Origin of the sequence: Alteromonas ulvae (assembly GCF_048987005.1) — a bacterium.
In the GTDB taxonomy this organism is placed as follows: domain Bacteria; phylum Pseudomonadota; class Gammaproteobacteria; order Enterobacterales; family Alteromonadaceae; genus Alteromonas.
On record NZ_CP185261.1, the window covers coordinates 1,102,566 to 1,120,940 of the forward strand.

Genomic DNA, 18,375 nt, shown 5'->3' on the forward strand with positions numbered 1-18,375 from the left:
TTATGACAACGCCATTACGAGTTGGCATGGTTGCCGGCGAGCCTTCAGGTGATGTACTAGCCGCTGGAGTGGTCGCTGAACTTAAGCGCCAATACCCCGATGCAGTGATAGAGGGTATTGGTGGCCCCAATATGCAGGCGCAGGGCTTTAATTCGTTATTCGATATGGAAACGCTGTCGGTAATGGGGCTTGTCGAAGTGTTATCCCATCTTCCTGCCATCCTGAAAGTGAAAAAGCAGTTGCTTGCGCACTTTGAGCAGAACCCGCCAGACATATTTATTGGTATAGACGCCCCCGATTTTAACTTGCGAGTGGAAAAGACGCTTAAACAGCGCGGTATAAAAACCCTTCACTATGTCAGCCCTACCGTGTGGGCGTGGCGAGAGAAACGCATTCACAAAATTGCCAATGCCGCGAGCCGCGTACTGGGCTTGTTTCCTTTTGAGCAAAAGGTATACGATAAATACCAGGTGCCCTATACGTTTGTTGGTCACACGATGGCGGATACCATTGCTTTAGTGCCGGATCAGTCTCTAGCCAGAACTACTTTAGACCTTGCTGCCGATAAGCCTGTTTTGGCGGTGTTGCCTGGTTCACGGCGAGGCGAGGTAGATACTTTACTGCCCGTTTTTTTGGACACTATGGAAGCTATCCACAAAAAGCGCCCCGATATCCAGTTTGTTATTCCTGCTGCAAACGAGCATCGTTTAGTACAAATTGAAGCGTTTTTAGCGCAGGCTGATAATGCTCAATCGCGACTCCCTATTCACATCACGACAGGCACTGCCCGAGATGCCATGATTGCCAGTGATGTCATACTCTTGGCGTCGGGCACAGCAACCTTAGAAGCCATGCTGTGCAAGCGGCCCATGATTGTTGCATATAAACTGGCTCCGCTTACCTACAAAATTATGCAGCGTATTTACAAAGCGCCGTATTTTGCGCTACCTAACTTACTTGCTAACGATGCAATTGTTCCAGAATTACTCCAAGAGGACGTAAATGCTGAGAATATGAGCAATCAATTATTAGGTTTCTTTGAAAGTGACAATTCTGCACTTATTTCCCGTTTCACCGAACTCCACCATACGCTAAAATGTGACGCTGACAAAACAGTTGCAAAAGCGGTAGTGGAGGAGTTACTTGGATAAATTAATAGCCGGTGTGGACGAAGTAGGTCGCGGTCCTCTCGTGGGTGATGTGGTAACCGCTGCCGTTATCTTAGACCCATCAAACCCTATTAAAGGGCTAAATGATTCAAAAAAGCTCAGCGAAAAAAAACGTCTTGTATTAGCACAAGAAATTCGAGAGAAGGCACTATATTGGAATATAGGGCGTGCGAATCCTGCTGAAATCGACAAGTTGAACATACTGCATGCTACCATGTTAGCTATGGTAAGGGCTGTAGAGGGGCTTCCCGTTACCCCTGATTTTGTACGTGTTGATGGCAATCGATTACCTGCATGGAATTATCCGTCAGAAGCGGTTGTAAAAGGTGATAGCCTGCACCAAGAAATATCCGCGGCATCAATTATAGCAAAAGTAGAGCGTGACAATGATATGTTAGCTCTGCACGAGGCTTTTCCTCATTATAACTTTGCCGGTCATAAAGGCTATCCAACTAAAGCGCATTTTGCAGCACTAGCCGAGTTTGGTGTGTTAGATTGCTATCGTAAAAGTTTTAAGCCGGTAAAGGCGCTGCTAATAAATAACGATTAAAAAAAGCTGCTAGCACACAATTGTTAATAAAGCTGCTAGCGCAAGGTGCCTCGCAAAATAAAAAAGAGAAAAACGTCATGTCTTCGCCATTTATTCATTTACGGGTTCACAGTGATTATTCAATGATGGATGGGCTTAACAAGGTTAAGCCCATTTTGAGCAAAGTGGCTGAGCTTGAAATGCCTGCGGTTGCTATCACCGACCAAATGAATATGTGTGGCCTCGTTAAGTTCTATTCTGAAGCGCATTCAAAGGGTATTAAACCCATCATTGGTACTGACTTCTGGGTAACGAACGAGGTGTTTGGCGACGAGCCATTCAGGCTGACGCTATTAGCGATGAATAACGAGGGATATAAGAACATAACCGTTCTAATATCCAAAGCCTATTTAAGAGGCCACCTTGCTCATCGCGCGGTTATCGACCAGTCTTGGCTTGCCGAGCACAATGAAGGCATTATCGTGCTTTCTGGTGGACTACACGGCGATATTGGGGTCGGATTAACCAAAAATAATACAAAACTTCTCGGTGCTTCAATTCAGTTCTACAAAACCAACTTTCAAGACCGTTTTTATGTAGAGCTGGTTCGTACTGGACGGGTAGGAGAAGAAGACTATCTTCATCGTGCAGTAGAGTTTGCCTATCAGCAAGACTTGCCCGTAGTAGCGACCAATGAAGTATGCTTTATTGATAGAGAAGGTTTTGATGCGCATGAAATTCGCGTGTGCATTCACGATGGGTATACCTTAGACGACACCCGTCGTCCAAAGCGCTATAGCGAGCAGCAGTACCTGCGAACTGCCGACGAAATGGTGGACTTATTTAGCGATATTCCAGAAGCCATAGAAAACACCGTGGAAATAGCCAAGCGATGCAACGTTACCGTTCGGTTAAATGAGTACTTCTTACCTCAGTTTCCCACCGGTGGCATGACCACAGAAGATTTCTTGGTCAAAGTATCAGAGGAAGGCCTTGAAGATAGGCTGGTTTTTTTATTTCCTGATGAGAGTGAACGCAAGGAAAAGCGCCCGGAATATGACGACCGACTTCGAATAGAGCTCGACGTTATCAACCAAATGGGATTTCCTGGTTACTTTCTTATCGTGATGGAATTTATCCAGTGGAGTAAAGATAACGGTATACCCGTTGGACCAGGACGTGGTTCAGGTGCCGGCTCATTAGTGGCTTATGCCCTAAAAATTACCGACCTCGACCCCCTTGAATTCGATTTGCTCTTCGAGCGATTTTTGAACCCTGAACGTGTATCTATGCCCGATTTTGACGTTGATTTCTGCATGGATAGACGGGATGAAGTTATTGACCATGTTGCCGAACTCTATGGTCGTCAAGCAGTATCGCAAATTATAACCTTCGGTACCATGGCAGCGAAAGCCGTAGTGCGTGACGTCGGTAGGGTACTTGGGCATCCATATGGCTTCGTTGATAGAATTTCTAAGCTTATTCCGCCTGATCCGGGTATGACTCTGGAAAAAGCATTCAAAGCGGAGCCGCAGCTTCTCCAAGTATACGAGCAAGACGAAGAGGTAAAAGACCTCATTGATATGGCGCGTATTTTAGAAGGTGTTACCCGTAACGCAGGGAAACACGCCGGTGGTGTTGTTATTGCGCCTACCACTATTACCGACTTTTCACCCTTGTACTGCGATGACCAAGGGAACAACCCTGTCACCCAGTTTGATAAGAACGATGTAGAGACCGCGGGATTAGTCAAATTTGACTTCTTGGGGCTGCGAACACTGACCATCATTCAGTGGGCTATCGATATGGTAAAAGAAGGCAAAAATATCGATATAGACATTTCTGCTATTCCTCTTGCTGATCCTAAGAGCTTTCGCACACTTCAAAATGCTGAAACTACGGCGGTTTTTCAGCTCGAATCTCGCGGTATGAAAGAGCTTATCAAGCGCCTTAGACCCGATAGCTTCGAAGATATTATTGCACTGGTGGCCTTATTCCGGCCAGGTCCACTACAGTCTGGAATGGTAGATAACTTTATCGATCGTAAGCACGGTAGAGAAGCGATTTCTTATCCCGATAAAGATTATCAGCACGAATGCTTGGAAGTTATTCTAGAACCTACCTACGGTATTATATTGTACCAAGAGCAGGTAATGCAGATTGCCCAAGAAATGGCGGGCTACTCCCTTGGTGGCGCCGATTTACTGCGTCGTGCAATGGGTAAGAAAAAGCCAGAGGAAATGGCTAAGCAGCGGGGCGCGTTTGCTGAAGGGGCAAAAGGCAACAATATTGACCCCGATTTAGCCATGAAAATCTTCGACTTGGTAGAAAAGTTTGCAGGCTACGGTTTTAACAAATCACACTCTGCGGCGTATGCATTGGTGTCATACCAAACGCTGTGGCTAAAAGTACATTATCCTGCCGAATTTATGGCCGCCGTAATGTCTGCGGATATGGATAACACCGACAAAATTGTTACCCTAGTGGATGAATGCGAGCGTATGGGTATTGAAATTCTGCCACCAGATTTAAACGCCGGTAAATATAAATTCACCGTTGATAGTAAAGGGCGCATTGTTTATGGCATTGGAGCGATAAAAGGGGTTGGCGAAGGCCCAATTGAGGCTATTATTGACGCTCGAGATGCCCACGGTGAATTTAAAGACCTTTTCGAATTCTGTGCAAAAATTGACACCAAGCGGGTAAATAAGCGGGTACTAGAAAAGTTAGTATTAGCTGGCGCGATGGATAATTTAGGTCCACATCGAGCGACTCTGATGGCTACGCTGCCAGAGGCACTCGCTGCTGCGGGTCAGCACGCAAAAGCAGAGTCATTTGGACAGTCTGATATGTTTGGCCTATTGACCACTGAGCCCGATGAAGTGGAGCAGGCCTTTGCTGACGTTCCCGAGTGGCCTGAAAAAGTGTGGCTTGAAGGTGAAAAAGATACCTTAGGCTTATATTTAACCGGTCACCCTATCAATCAATATGCTGACGAACTTCGCTATTATACCGATGGTCGTCTAGTAGACCTAAAACCAACAAATAAAGATCAAATGTCCAGTGCCGTAGGTCTTGTTCTTGGCGTAAGGGTTATGACAAACAAACGAGGACGTCGCTGGGCAATAGTGACACTGGATGATAAGAGTGCCAGAATGGAAGCTCGTTTTTTTCCCGATACGTACGAACAGTTCGAAAGTGTGCTAGAAACCGATAAAATATTGCTCATAAAGGGACAGGTCAGCTTTGATGATTTCTCTGGGGGCAATACAATCACCGCCCGTGATGTAATGGACATTGTTCAGGCACGTGAGAAAAATGCGAAAGCGCTGGTGTTAAACGTTGATACACAGTCGCTTGAAACGAAGAAAATGAGTCAGATGCAATCTATTTTGCAGGCATTTAATGGCGGTAGTTGTCCTGTTCAAATAGCGGTTACACATCCAGACGCTGAGGCCACGTTAGCCTGTGGTGTAAAATGGTACGTGACCCCAGAGGATCAACTTTTGCACGAACTCAAACAGTGTTTGGGAGAAAAAGCCGTTTCAATTCTCTACCATTAACAGGTAGAGTTCGATAGATTGGACATCTCGCGTTTGTATTAACGAGCGTAGAAAGAATAGGACATAAAATGAGCATACAGTTTTTGGACTTTGAGCAACCCATAGCCGAATTAGAAGCAAAAATAGAAGAGCTAAGACTGGTTAATCAAGGCGGTGAGTTCGATGTTGGTATTGAAGAAGAGATTAACAAGTTACGAGGTAAAAGCGCCGATCTAACGAAAAAAATCTTTTCAGACCTTGGTGCATGGCAGGTTTCTCAACTAGCCCGTCATCCAATGCGTCCATACACATTGGACTATATTCCTCGCATTTTTAGCGATTTCGACGAATTAGCAGGTGATAGAGCCTTTGCAGATGACAAAGCCATTATAGGTGGTCCGGCAATGCTAGACGGTCAGCCAATAATGGTTATTGGGCATCAGAAAGGGCGTGACACCAATGAAAAGGTCAAACGCAATTTTGGCATGCCTAAACCAGAAGGGTATCGAAAAGCGTTACGGTTAATGAAAATGGCAGAGCGTTTTAATTTGCCTATTATTACTTTTATCGATACTCCGGGCGCCTATCCTGGTGTAGGTGCTGAAGAGCGTGGTCAAAGCGAAGCTATTGCAAAGAATCTTTTTGAAATGTCAGAGCTCACTGTGCCTATCATCTGTACCGTTATTGGTGAGGGGGGGTCCGGTGGCGCATTAGCCATAGGCGTGGGCGATAGAGTGAATATGCTTCAATATTCTACGTATTCTGTTATCTCACCTGAAGGGTGTGCCTCTATTTTGTGGAAAAGCGCAGAAAAAGCGCCACTTGCAGCAGAAGCTATGGGTGTTAGTGCTCCACAAATTAAAGAGCTTGGCCTGATCAACAGTATTGTTGAAGAGCCACTAGGCGGCGCTCATCGAGACCATAACAGTATGGCCGCTAATTTAAAAGCGGTGCTTAAACAGCAGTTGAGTCAACTGAAAGAGTTAGATAAAGACAAGCTTCTAGAAGAGCGTTACAAGCGACTCATGTCGTTTGGCTACTGCTAATTGACAAACGGATAGCGTGTGCTCCCCATAACAACTGAAATAGGCCAGCAAGTAATTGACTCAATTGCTGCTGGACTAAATCACGCTGCTCTTCCTTTGCATTCCCCCCTTGTGGTGGCGTTTAGTGGCGGTGTAGATTCATCAGTTCTGTTACAATTAGCCTTATTATATCGCGACCAATATCAATGCGAACTACATGCAGTGCATGTTCATCATGGGCTGAGTGATAATGCTGACGCGTGGACAAAGCATTGCGACCTACAGTGCAGAATATACGATGTCACGTATCATCAGCAGCGAGTCGTCGTTGATACAAGTTCACGTAAAAGTATTGAAGCTGAAGCAAGAAAGGCCCGTTATCACGCCCTTCTCAATGTCTGTGAACAAATCGGGGGCGTGCTGCTTCTTGGTCAGCATGCAGAAGACCAACTAGAAACTGTGCTACTTCAGTTAAAGCGAGGAGCCGGCCCGCAAGGTCTCGCCGGTATGGCTGAGTCCCAGTGGCGAGGCAATACCTTGGTTTTGCGACCCATGTTAAATCTCAAAAAGAAAGATATCACCAGTTTTGCTTATAGTGAGGGCTTGAGCTGGGTTGAGGATGAGTCGAATTTCGAAACGAGTTTTGATAGGAACTTTTTGCGAAACGATATCATTCCTAACCTAGTTGCTCGATGGCCTGAGTTAGCTAAAACGGTAAGCCGCAGTGCGTTGCTATGTGCAGAGCAGTCTCATTTAATCAATGATACTGCCAAGCAATTTTTGAACGACTGTCAGCTATCACCGGTTCGTATTAATGGCGATGCTCTGTCAACACTATCGATACCTTGGCAAAAAGCAGTGATTCGATTGTGGTTTACCCAGCAAGGACAATTAGTGCCGTCAAAAGCACAATTAGATGAACTGCTTTCCATGCTAGGTGCTAAACAAGACGCTACACCGGAAGTGACGTTTAAGTGGGGTAAAGTTGCGCGCTCTAATGGCGATATTTACTGGGTGGTAAAGCCAACAGAAGATATTCCTGCAACGCTAGCACTCAACAATCACGAGACGACTTACCTAGCGTGGTTGAGTATGAGCGTCACCGTGTCTCTTGAAAGCAGTGACGAGGCAATTTGTCTTAAAACTGATATGCGAGGGCTTAAGGTTAAACCTGAGCAAGCTGGGGTGTCAAAAGAGTTAAAAAACTGGTTTAAGGTGTGGCGAGTACCCCGTTGGGAGCGCCAAGGTGTGCCGGTAATTTTTATTGGCGATACTCCGGTAGCGGTAATTACCAATAGAGAATGCCTTTATTTACGACGTGAAGGCAGCAGCGTGAGGGTAAATATACGTATCGAGCACTGCTTAGAGGATTAGCGGCAAGGGGTTGCCGCGTTTCACTTGTAAAAGACCAGATTCGTAAATAGCGCTGAGTGGTAAGTGGAACAGAGTCCCAATCAAAGTCCTAATTAGGTAAGCAGGCAAAACTGATTATGCGGCTTGATAATCATCCTTCCCTGAACTTTTTACTTTGTATAGCGCACTATCAGCCCGGTCGAACATGCTGTTAGTCGTATCTCCTACACGATAGATTGCGCCACCCAAACTACATGACACTCCTAAATTCACTAGGTAATCGGAACCACTAATGCTCGCCTTAATACGCTCTGCAGCGCATGCAAGCTGTTGCTCGGTTTGGCAATCTAAAATGCAACAAAACTCGTCACCGCCGTACCTGAATGGCTCATCCTCATTGCGCAGTACGTTCACTAAACGGGAAGCCACATGGGCCAAAACGCGATCACCTTCACTGTGGCCAAACGTGTCATTAACTTGCTTAAAATTATCTAAATCTAAGACCAACAATGAAAAGGGTTCATCTCGACGTTGTGCCCAACTACGCTGACGGATCATGGCTTGCTCAAAGGCAATACGATTTCCCAGCTCAGTTAAGCCGTCTTTCGTCGCCATGCTTTTCATGCGTGAATGTGATACGGCATGTTTTACTTGTTTGCCAAATAAATCATGAAGTTGAAAGAGTATTTCACGTTGCGACAGCGAGAGAGGTGAGCTAATGTAATAGTAAGCGTGCGCTTGTTCTCCACCTTTCGAGGCTGATCCCTGAAGAGGTAAGTCAATGAGAGTTGATGAAATTTTTGCATTTCCGAATATCCAGCGGGAGTCAAAATCAGCCAAGCTCAACCCCGTTACTGGCAAAAGAGAGTTGACCTGTTGAAAGTACAGCGTTCCCAACTCTTCAAGCTCAAGTGTAGAAAGCAATCGGTTGATGAATACAGTCAGTTCACTCACAGAAAGACCGTGAGCATGTGACTCTCTCGGATAAAAACTGCTATGGTGTGTACTATCATATACTGACGTTGAAAATTCCACGGCGTACCCTTTTCGCAATAGTTTGCATCGGTTGTGTGTCAAATCACTGACACTGTTGCTAACACTGACGCCAAGCATCATCAGGAGCGGCAGTATTTCTTTTAATCGTTGGTGCACATAACGGTTAATGTAACGATGGTGCCCGTTAGCTTGTCGCTATCGTTAATGTCACAACATAGATATAGCAAACTAAGTGCCAATTTTTTTTGACGCAGTAACCTTTCTAACACAATGGCTGTTCTAACGAAGCGCCATTGGGCATTTGAAAAGAAGTAACGGAGGTATAGTGGGAACAGGCTTTTTAAACATAGTGGTGTTAATGTTTATATCGGTGTGTGCAGTCGCTTTATTTAAGCGTGCACACTTACCACCTATTCTAGCCTACCTCTTTGCTGGCATTCTTGCTGGCCCGCAAATATTATCAGTTTTTGCTCATCCAGAGCAGATGCACCTGTTAGCCGAGGTGGGCATTGTGTTTTTGCTGTTCTCTTTGGGGCTTGAGTTTTCATTACCCAAATTACTCGCAATGCGCTCTCTAGTATTCGGTGTTGGCTTGGGACAGATGTTAATTACCACTGCGGTATTCACAAGCATTCCTTATTTCTTCGGGCTATCGTTAAGTGCTTCAATCATTGTGGGCGGAACGCTAGCACTTAGCTCTACAGCTATTGTGATCAAACAAGCCACAGAAATGGGGATTTTAAATAATCGCCGTACTCAGCTAGCAATCAGTATTCTACTGTTTCAAGATTTGGCCGTTGTTCCCTTTCTCATTGCTATTCCCTTGTTAGCACAAACTGGTGAAGTCAGCATTGGTTTAGCGTTTGGTGAAGCATTACTTAAAGGTGTGTTCGTAATCGCCTTTCTTATGTCTGTTGGCAAGTGGGGTCTCCCTTGGGTATTTAGAGAAGTCGCAAGAACGCGAACCGATGAGTTATTCGTTCTTACCACTATTTTAATCGCGTTATTGGCCGGTGGATTAACGTATTATTTTGGTCTTTCAATGGCACTAGGGGCTTTTTTAGCCGGTATGATGTTAGGTGAAAGTCAGTATAAATATCAGCTAGAGGCAGATATTCGCCCCTTTAGAGACATTTTGATGGGATTGTTTTTTGTCACCGTTGGCATGCAGCTGGATTTGAGCGTGCTATGGAGCAATCTATTTGAAATTGTTTTCGGTGTCTTTGCCCTTATGCTCGTGAAAGTTATATTGGTGAGGTTAGCATCCATGCTGGTTAAAACTGACCCTATTGATGGGTGGTCGGCTGGCGTTAAGCTATGTCAAATAGGGGAATTTAGCTTCGTTATTGCTGCGCTTGCCACTACTCATGGTGTGCTTTCAACGCAGCAATCGTCACTCATTATCAGTATGGGGGTAATTAGCATGGCGTTAACTCCATGGTTAATGAGCAATAGTGTGTTAATTGCAAAGCGCATTGTGAAAAGCGATTTAACCCTTACGGATGAGGAGTCCAGCGTAAGGCACGATAGTCTGACTAATCATGTCATCATTTGCGGTTTTGGTCGGGTAGGACAGTCGGTGGCACGCATGCTGAAAATGGAAGGCATAAAGTTTGTCGCTATTGATATGGACCCTGTGCGAGTACAGGAAAGTCGCAATGCAGGAGAGCCAGTAGTTTTTGGAGATGCTAGCCAAAAAGATATTTTGATAAATACAGCGATTGAAAAAGCCACCTTGGTGTTAGTTACCTTCGACCAAGTTGATAAAGCCAAGCAAGTGATCACGCAGGCTAGAACCATTTCCTCCACTGACGTAATGGTGAGAACGAAGCGAGATTATCAATTAGAGAGTCTGTATAAAGCTGGAGCAAATCAAGTTGTACCTGAACTGCAAGAGGGCAGCTTAATGCTAGTCTCTCAGGTGTTGCATTACGCAGGTGTGCCCATGTCGAGAATATTGAAGCGGGTTAGAGCAGAGCGAAAAGGCCGTTACGACCACATGCATGGTTTCTACCCTGGTGAGACTACTGAGATAAGCTATGGTACAGAGGATAAGTTGGAGTTCATCCATGCAGTTGTACTTAGCGAAGGAGCTGCATTTGTGGGCAAACCTTTAAAAGACATTGATTTTTCCCGCATGCGGGTAAAGGTGAAAGGACTACGTCGAGACGGCAACGAAGTTAAAGAGCCGGACGAAGACACGATATTACGAGCCCACGATGTGCTTGTCATTGCGGGCAAACCACGAAGAGTGGAGCGGGCAGAGCGCAAATTGTTAGAGGGCAATTAGCCCTCTTTACGTGTCTTTACAGCATGTTGAGACTATGAGGCTGATTCGAGATGACAATGCTTCTATTCAGCCTAAATTAGTATAACAAGAATCAATATGACCTAGGCTACTCGGTCTTTTTCTAAATCAGCAAACTGCTTTTTGAGGTCGTATTTTTCATCTGTGACGATTTTCTCTAATACCGAAATACGCTCTTTTAATTCAGCAATTTCCGATTTGTATGCATCGAATTCTTTGCCGTTAAGTTTTCTCTTGCTCTTATCTTTCGCGCTGTCGATAATACTGACCAGCGCCCAAGCACATATAGCAACAATAAAAATAGCAGTTAAATTCACGGTGGCATCCCTCTCAAATAGCGTTAAAAAAGTGTAGTCGATTACAATAAATTTGTCTTGTCTGGCTGATTTACGCAGCGTATTTACTTAAGATGTATCGTCCAGAGTTAAGTTACATAAACTCTTTTTATCTACATAGAAATTTTTTGTTTAAACATACTGTAGCGGATAATAGTAAGACAAAAGCAAGATTGTTGCCAGAGATTGAAAATCGATATTTAACAATAACTTATTTTCTTTTAACGGAATTTTCCGCGCATGAGATGACGAAAATCACTAACCAGTTTAGTGATATTGACGAATGAATAACTAAAATGGTTAATACAAGGTATGCCGTTAAATGACGCCTGACAATACGATTTCTTCTTATTCAGAGGTCAGCGAGCAAGACATAGAGTGGATGAAGCACGCACTGCTACTTGCTGACAAAGCTGAAGCCATTGGCGAAGTACCTGTAGGTGCGTGCGTGGTGGCTAACGGCGAAGTAATAGGCGAAGGCTGGAACACGCCAATACAAGATCACAATCCCACCGCGCATGCAGAGGTGCATGCTGTGACACAGGCTGCAAAATACTTGCAAAACTACCGCCTGATAGACGCAACGCTTTACGTTACTTTAGAGCCATGCTCAATGTGTGCAGGCATGTTGGTCCATGCAAGAGTCAAGCGAGTGGTGTTTGGAGCTTGGGATGCAAAAACAGGTGCAGCGGGTTCGGTGATGAATTTGCTTCAGCACCCTGTACTTAATCATCAGTCTGAAATCGTGTCTGGGGTATTAGCCGATGAATGCGCTAACAAAATTTCGACATTTTTTAAAAGGCGTAGAGAAGAAATTAAAGCGGCTAAAAAAGCGAAGCGCTCTCTACAAAACTAGAAACTGGATCCGGAAGATATATAAACTAGGGTAATTTGAAGTACAAGTCGATGGGAGGCTTGCTAGTCAGAAACAGTCAGAAAAAATGCAGTCACCCTATAAGTGCTCGGAGCACTTATTGATCAGAGCTTCTGGTCAGTTGGATGAACATGTCGTGGGTGACATAAAGCCTTCTACGGTGCAGTACTTTTTGATGGCTTTTCTTTATTAATAGTCTGCGTCTATTGTTGTTTCTCAATGTAACCCTTTTTCCCATAAATCTATTTTTTTTCATATACTCTCCCTATCTTAACGATGTTGGGATGCCAATAAACATCAAAACTATGCATACCTCTACGGCATGATGTGAATTAGTTGTTTGGCTCCAAACTTACGTCATAGAGATGACACTTAAATGACATATTTCAATAGCCAGCAGACTTATATTTTGTTTTGTTCATCTAGCCACACTAGACTGTCGTAGTAGCGCCGGATATTTTCAACATATTGCATTGCTTCATCACCACGGGCATAGCCATAACGGGTAGTGCGATAGTATTTTTTCTGCCGAAGCTGCGGCAATCTGCGTTTCACATCCACCCATAAGTCAGGGTTACCGCCTTGACGCTCGGTTAATACTCTCGCATCTTCCAAATGCCCCATACCTATATTGTACGCGGCCATGGCCATCCATACTCTGTCAGGGTTACCAATTCGCGCAGGTATTCGATTCAGTAGGCTGGCAAAATATCGAGAGCCGCCGCGAATGCTTTGTTCAGGGTCAACGCGGTCGCTCACATCCCAGTCACTGGCGGTATCAAGGGTAAGCATCATTAGCCCTCTAACACCAGTGCGAGAAACTGCATCGGGTTCCCAGTGGCTCTCTTGATAGCTCATCGCTGCAAGTAATCGCCAGTCTACGTCACCTGAATATTTTTTGAATAAGGGTTGGTATTGTTTAAGGGTAGATTCTGCTGCATTTTTGAATGCTCTGCTGTCAACGTAATCGAACTGACGAATGTGTCCAAAATACTTGTCTTCTAAAGCGGTAAACCAACCTGATTGGTGCACGGTGCCAAAGTACTCAATAATTGCTGCTTTCACCGAGTCATCTTGATTTAACGGCAAAGCCCAAGCCATTGGCATTTCGGTATTCAAGGTTTTTGCCACCGCCAAGCTAGGGTAGCGCCTGCGCTGTAAAGCAAGTCGATTGCTGTCGGCCACAGTAAAGCTAATTTCTCCTGACGCGACCTGCTGCAGCAATTCCTCTGAATCAGAATCTTCGGTGGTAATGACGGAAGATGACGTTACGTCTGTAGCCGATTGATTCAGGAGTTCATTTAGTATGTGTACTTGGCTACTTCCCGATACAGTAATGATAGGTGACGATAGCGTGTGTAAATCACGAGGCTTGCTTGTACCGGCCTTGAATACAAGCTGTTGATCCACAAATTGATACGCTGGTCCGTAGTCAAAACGCTGTTGCAAATTTGAAGTAACGGCATCACCGGTAGCAACAATGTCGAGATTTCCTTCTTCTAGCTGTTGCAGCATAACGTCGTAACTATAAAACGGATACAGATCGAGCGTTACCCCGAGATAATCCGCAAAGCCAGCCAAAAGCTCGTACTCAAAGCCTTGGGGGCCGCCAGCGTCATTGTAAAACGTGCCTGCGCCATATACGGTTCCCACTTTAATCGAGTTTCTTTCAAGTAGCTGCGATAATGCAGTGGGCACAGAGGGAACCGTGCACGCAAAGGTGACAGCTGAAAGTATCAGTAGGGCGTAAAGTCTAAATTGCTTTTTATAGCGTTGTAACTGCATAGCGCTTTTCTTATTTGAGTTAGTTAAAAAATTCAAAAAAATGTCACGTAAGGTCGTATTGAGGTTACCAAAGAAGCGTAATTGCTCTATAATCCGCGCCGAATTACTCATCAATTTAAGAGGCAACGCGTCGCATTGGTGGTCGTTGTTTCAAAACAACCAGGTAAAGCACTATGTTGGTCCTTCGAGGCGCTCCCGCACTATCAGAGTTTAACCAAACTAAACTGATTGCAAAGCTGGGTCAATCCGGCGTTAAGGTGAATAACCTTTACAGCGAATATATTCACCTAATAGATTCTCAAGGTGACTTGTCCAATCAGCAAATAGAAATCTTAGAGAAACTGCTCACTTATGGGCCTATTAGGCAAACACAGTCTCCCTCTGGAACACTTTTTCTAATCACTCCCCGTCCCGGTACTATTTCACCTTGGTCCTCAAAAGCCACCGATATTGCTCATAATTGTAGCCTTGATCCTATTAACCGTATCGAACGAGGTTGTGCTTTTTACATCGATACCGATACACGCTTAAGTGATGAGGATTTCGCCTTAGTTGCTAGTTTCCTCCACGATAGAATGACAGAGTCGGTGTTTACCAGTACTGATGATGCGGCGGTGCTTTTTGCACAGGCAGAGGCGAAAAGCTTTACCTCTGTAGAGATACTAGAGCACGGAAAAGATGCACTTATCAATGCAAACGTATCTTTGGGTTTGGCGCTTGCTGATGATGAAATTGACTATTTATTTGACAGCTTTACCACGTTAGGCAGAAACCCCACGGACGTAGAGCTGTATATGTTTGCACAAGCAAACTCCGAGCACTGCCGCCATAAAATATTCAATGCGAGCTGGACTATCGACGGTAAAGATCAGGAAAAGTCACTTTTCAAAATGATTAAAAATACCTTCGAATTGCTGCCCGATAACGTGTTCTCTGCCTACAAAGATAACGCAGCGGTAATGGAAGGTTGGAAAGCAGGGCGTTTCTTCCCTAACCCGCAATCTCATCAGTATGAATATCATCACGAGGATATTGATATTCTGATGAAGGTAGAAACGCATAACCATCCAACGGCTATTTCGCCATTTCCTGGGGCCGCAACGGGGTCGGGCGGTGAAATTCGCGATGAGGGGGCAACAGGTCGAGGCTCTAAACCAAAAGCAGGACTTGTAGGCTTTACCGTATCAAATCTGCGCATTCCCGGTTCAGAGCAGCCGTGGGAAAGCGATTACGGTAAGCCCCAGCGCATTGTTAGCGCACTTGATATTATGACTGAAGGCCCGCTAGGTGGCGCTGCGTTTAACAATGAATTTGGTCGTCCTAACCTGTTGGGTTACTTCCGAACTTACGAACAAAAAGTGAATAGCTTTAACGGTGTTGAAGTAAGAGGCTATCACAAGCCTATTATGTTAGCTGGTGGGCTAGGCAATATTCGCCGCGACCAAATTGAGAAAGGTGAGATTACCGAAGGAGCCAAGCTCATTGTGCTTGGGGGTCCGGCGATGAATATCGGCCTTGGCGGTGGTGCGGCCTCATCAATGGCTTCAGGGCAGTCAAACGAAGATTTAGATTTTGCTTCTGTACAACGAGAGAATCCAGAAATGGAGCGTCGCTGCCAAGAAGTCATCGATGCGTGTTGGCAGCTTGGTGAAAATAATCCTATTCAGTTTATCCACGATGTAGGTGCGGGTGGTTTGTCTAATGCGTTACCCGAGTTAGTTAGCGATGGTGGACGCGGCGGTAACTTTGAGCTTAGAAAAGTATTGTCAGACGAGCCAGGCATGACACCGTTAGAATTATGGTGTAACGAATCACAAGAGCGATATGTGATGTCAGTGGCCCCCGAAAATATGCCAGTTTTCGAGGCAATTTGTCATCGAGAGCGAGCGCCATTTGCAGTAGTAGGTGAAGCAACGGTTGAAGAGCATCTCAACCTCAATGACAGCCAGTTTGATAACAAACCTATTGATATGCCACTGGATGTTTTACTGGGTAAACCGCCTAAAATGCATCGAGAAGTTATCTCGAAAGTGGCAAACTCTCCTGCGTTTGATGACAACGGAATAAGTTTACGTGAGGCTGCAGAGCGCGTTTTGTCTCTGCCCACCGTAGCAGAGAAAACCTTCCTTATTACCATTGGCGACCGCTCTGTTACAGGGCTAGTCAATCGCGACCAAATGGTGGGGCCGTGGCAAGTTCCCGTTGCTGACGTTGCAGTAACGGCCAGTGCCTTTGACACCTACCACGGCGAATCAATGGCAATGGGTGAGCGCACCCCAGTAGCTTTGCTATCTCATGGGGCTTCTGCACGACTTGCAGTAGGGGAAGCGCTGACAAATATCGCGGCCTCTTACATCGGTGATATTAAACGCATTAAATTGTCTGCAAACTGGATGACGGCCGCGGGTCACCCTGGTGAAGATGCCGGTTTGTATGAAGCGGTTAAAGCAGTTGGTGAAGAGCTTTGCCCTGAATTAGGGTTAACCATTCCAGTGGGTAAAGACTCCATGTCCATGAAAACAGCATGGCAGGACGATGGCGAGGAAAAATCAGTCACATCACCACTGTCTTTGGTTATCACTGCATTTGGTGCGGTAAAAGATATTCGTAAAACTGTCACGCCTCAGTTAAGAACTGACAAAGGTGATAGTAAGCTATTACTCATCGATCTCGGCGAGGGCAATAATCGCTTAGGTGCAAGCTGCCTAGCACAAGTGTACGAGCAACTCGGCGATAGCCCAGCAGATGTGGTTTCAGCCGCGAGACTAAAAGGCTTTTTCAACGCAATTCAGGCGCTTTTGGAAAAGGGGCTAGTTCAAGCGTACCACGACCGTTCCGATGGCGGTTTATTCACTACCGTTGCGGAAATGGCTTTCGCTGGTAAAACCGGCGTAACAGTGGCGCTAGATAAACTCACTGGTAGTGATTTATCAGTGTTATTTAACGAAGAGTTAGGCGGCGTTGTACAGGTACTAGAGCGTGACAGCGAGGCAGTAAATGCTATTCTTGCAGAGCACGGCGTAGCTGACATTACTTATGACATCGGTTCGGTTAATACTACTGACATGATTGAGTTTCAGCGCGACGGCGTTGCCGTATTAGCTAACAGCAGAGTGTCGATGAGAACCACGTGGGCAACCACAACGTTTGAGATGCAAAAGCTGCGGGATAACCCTACGTGTGCAGAACAAGAGCACATGGCAAAGCAAGACGCTACAGATCCAGGCCTTCACGCTCACTTATCTTATGATGTTAATGATGATATTGCGGCACCTTACATTGCTAAGGGCGCTAAGCCCAAAGTTGCCATATTAAGAGAGCAGGGCGTTAACTCCCACCTCGAAATGGCAGCGGCATTTACTCGCGCAGGCTTTGATGCGGTAGATGTTCACATGAGTGATATTCTTTCAGGTCGACGTTCACTAGACACATTTGCGGGCCTTGCCGCATGTGGCGGCTTTTCTTACGGTGACGTGTTAGGAGCAGGTGAAGGCTGGGCGAAGTCGATACTCTTTAACAACATGGCAAAAGATCAATTTGAGCAGTTCTTTTCTCGCGACGAGACCTTTAGCTTAGGTGTGTGTAACGGCTGTCAGATGCTGTCTAACTTGAAATCACTTATTCCAGGTACCGACCACTGGCCTCACTTTGTAACAAACCAATCGGCTCGCTTTGAAGCGCGTGTCGCTATGGTAGAAGTGATGAAATCAAAATCTGTGCTACTTGATGGCATGTTCGGTTCGCGTATGCCAATAGCAGTCTCTCACGGCGAAGGGCAAGCAGAGTTTGCCAATGCGGATGCGTTAGCAAAAGCAAACGAGCATGTAGCATTGCGATATGTGGATAATTTTGGTAATCCAACCATGCAGTATCCTGCTAACCCTAATGGATCTCCACAAGGGATAACCGGTCTTACTTCAGCCGATGGCCGCAGTACCATTATGATGCCGCACCCTGAGCGGGTATTTAGAGCTGTAGCCAATTCTTGGCGCCCTGATGACTGGGAAGAAGATGGGGCATGGATGCGTATTTTCAGAAACGCGCGTAAGTTTGTCGGTTAGCAATCTACGATAACAGCAACTATGCTGGCTGTTTGAGTCAACATGGTTGCTGATTTATTAAACAAGGGCACTTTTCGTGTCAAACCATTGGCTTAGCGTCAATAATTTGATTTTGCCTCTTGTTATTAGCGTATCGCTGATCTATTGTAGTGCGGCAGGGAGTGCAATTTGGTTACAGGAGTTGAATTGGGTTGCACTAGCTATTGGTAACAATGCTAGTTTAAATAATAAGAGACGAACAATGAATCGTTCCTCAAAAGGGTTTGGCTTAACTGGAGTTGCAGTTGCCGTGGTTTTGATGTTTATTACCGCCGTATTTAGCACTTCTGCAAAATCTGCAGACGCTCCAACAACGCTAAGTGTGCAATCTTCAGTTAAGTAGTCTGAAAGAAAATAAT

General features: G+C 45.3%; 12 protein-coding genes. 9 read left to right on the forward strand and 3 right to left on the reverse strand.

Features of this window, described 5'->3' with window-relative positions; translation table 11 throughout:
- The first annotated feature begins 2 nt into the window (after positions 1 to 2).
- From lpxB to tilS, 5 genes are all read left to right on the forward strand, one after another.
- Positions 3 to 1,151, forward strand: a complete 1,149-nt coding sequence (lpxB, locus tag ACOJR9_RS04850) for a lipid-A-disaccharide synthase (protein ID WP_420935234.1) — start codon at positions 3 to 5, stop codon at positions 1,149 to 1,151.
- Complete coding sequence (gene rnhB, locus ACOJR9_RS04855) at positions 1,144 to 1,719, forward strand: ribonuclease HII (RefSeq protein WP_420935235.1); 576 nt, start codon at positions 1,144 to 1,146, stop codon at positions 1,717 to 1,719. The genes lpxB and rnhB overlap by 8 nt, the downstream gene beginning before the upstream one ends.
- A 77-nt stretch (positions 1,720 to 1,796) precedes the next feature.
- Positions 1,797 to 5,261: a DNA polymerase III subunit alpha gene (dnaE, locus tag ACOJR9_RS04860; RefSeq protein WP_420935236.1), complete on the forward strand. Its 3,465-nt coding sequence runs from the start codon at positions 1,797 to 1,799 to the stop codon at positions 5,259 to 5,261.
- Between the two features lie 68 nt (positions 5,262 to 5,329).
- Positions 5,330 to 6,286 (forward strand): acetyl-CoA carboxylase carboxyl transferase subunit alpha, encoded by a 957-nt coding sequence (gene accA, locus ACOJR9_RS04865; protein WP_420935237.1) that lies wholly within the window; start codon positions 5,330 to 5,332, stop codon positions 6,284 to 6,286.
- Positions 6,287 to 6,304: 18 nt separating this feature from the next.
- Positions 6,305 to 7,639: a tRNA lysidine(34) synthetase TilS gene (tilS, locus tag ACOJR9_RS04870; RefSeq protein WP_420935238.1), complete on the forward strand. Its 1,335-nt coding sequence runs from the start codon at positions 6,305 to 6,307 to the stop codon at positions 7,637 to 7,639.
- A gap of 114 nt (positions 7,640 to 7,753) precedes the next feature.
- Here tilS and ACOJR9_RS04875 read toward each other — a convergent pair whose 3' ends face one another.
- Positions 7,754 to 8,653, reverse strand: coding sequence for a GGDEF domain-containing protein (locus ACOJR9_RS04875; RefSeq protein ID WP_420935239.1), 900 nt, complete (start codon positions 8,651 to 8,653; stop codon positions 7,754 to 7,756).
- A 286-nt stretch (positions 8,654 to 8,939) separates the two neighbouring features.
- On the opposite strand from ACOJR9_RS04875, the gene ACOJR9_RS04880 reads away from it, so the two are divergent.
- Complete coding sequence (locus tag ACOJR9_RS04880; RefSeq protein ID WP_420935240.1) at positions 8,940 to 10,904, forward strand: cation:proton antiporter; 1,965 nt, start codon at positions 8,940 to 8,942, stop codon at positions 10,902 to 10,904.
- Between the two features lie 101 nt (positions 10,905 to 11,005).
- On the opposite strand, the gene ACOJR9_RS04885 is transcribed toward ACOJR9_RS04880, so the two are convergent.
- Entirely contained in the window at positions 11,006 to 11,239 is a 234-nt protein-coding gene (locus tag ACOJR9_RS04885) for a hypothetical protein (RefSeq protein WP_420935241.1), read from the reverse strand.
- Between the two features lie 340 nt (positions 11,240 to 11,579).
- Here ACOJR9_RS04885 and tadA point away from each other — a divergent pair, with 340 nt between their 5' ends.
- A complete protein-coding gene (tadA, locus tag ACOJR9_RS04890; RefSeq protein WP_420935242.1) occupies positions 11,580 to 12,113 on the forward strand; it encodes a tRNA adenosine(34) deaminase TadA in 534 nt (177 codons plus the stop codon).
- Positions 12,114 to 12,533: 420 nt separating this feature from the next.
- Here the strand turns inward: tadA and mltF are convergent, their stop codons facing one another.
- Positions 12,534 to 13,916: a membrane-bound lytic murein transglycosylase MltF gene (gene mltF / locus ACOJR9_RS04895; protein WP_420935243.1), complete on the reverse strand. Its 1,383-nt coding sequence runs from the start codon at positions 13,914 to 13,916 to the stop codon at positions 12,534 to 12,536.
- Positions 13,917 to 14,089: 173 nt separating this feature from the next.
- On the opposite strand from mltF, the gene purL reads away from it, so the two are divergent.
- On the forward strand, positions 14,090 to 17,977 hold the full coding sequence (purL, locus tag ACOJR9_RS04900) for a phosphoribosylformylglycinamidine synthase (RefSeq protein ID WP_420935244.1): 3,888 nt from the start codon (positions 14,090 to 14,092) through the stop codon (positions 17,975 to 17,977).
- Positions 17,978 to 18,053: 76 nt separating this feature from the next.
- Entirely contained in the window at positions 18,054 to 18,359 is a 306-nt protein-coding gene (locus ACOJR9_RS04905; RefSeq protein WP_420935245.1) for a hypothetical protein, read from the forward strand.
- Positions 18,360 to 18,375 lie beyond the last annotated feature (16 nt).

Excerpts from the sequence above, each read along its gene's own strand:
- lpxB (WP_420935234.1), top strand. The coding sequence starts at position 3 with ATGACAACGCCATTACGAGTTGGCATGGTTGCCGGCGAGCCTTCAGGT.
- dnaE (WP_420935236.1), top strand. The coding sequence starts at position 1,797 with ATGTCTTCGCCATTTATTCATTTACGGGTTCACAGTGATTATTCAATG.
- accA (WP_420935237.1), top strand. The coding sequence starts at position 5,330 with ATGAGCATACAGTTTTTGGACTTTGAGCAACCCATAGCCGAATTAGAA.
- tadA (WP_420935242.1), top strand. The coding sequence starts at position 11,580 with ATGACGCCTGACAATACGATTTCTTCTTATTCAGAGGTCAGCGAGCAA.
- mltF (WP_420935243.1), bottom strand. The coding sequence starts at position 13,916 with ATGCAGTTACAACGCTATAAAAAGCAATTTAGACTTTACGCCCTACTG.
- purL (WP_420935244.1), top strand. The coding sequence starts at position 14,090 with ATGTTGGTCCTTCGAGGCGCTCCCGCACTATCAGAGTTTAACCAAACT.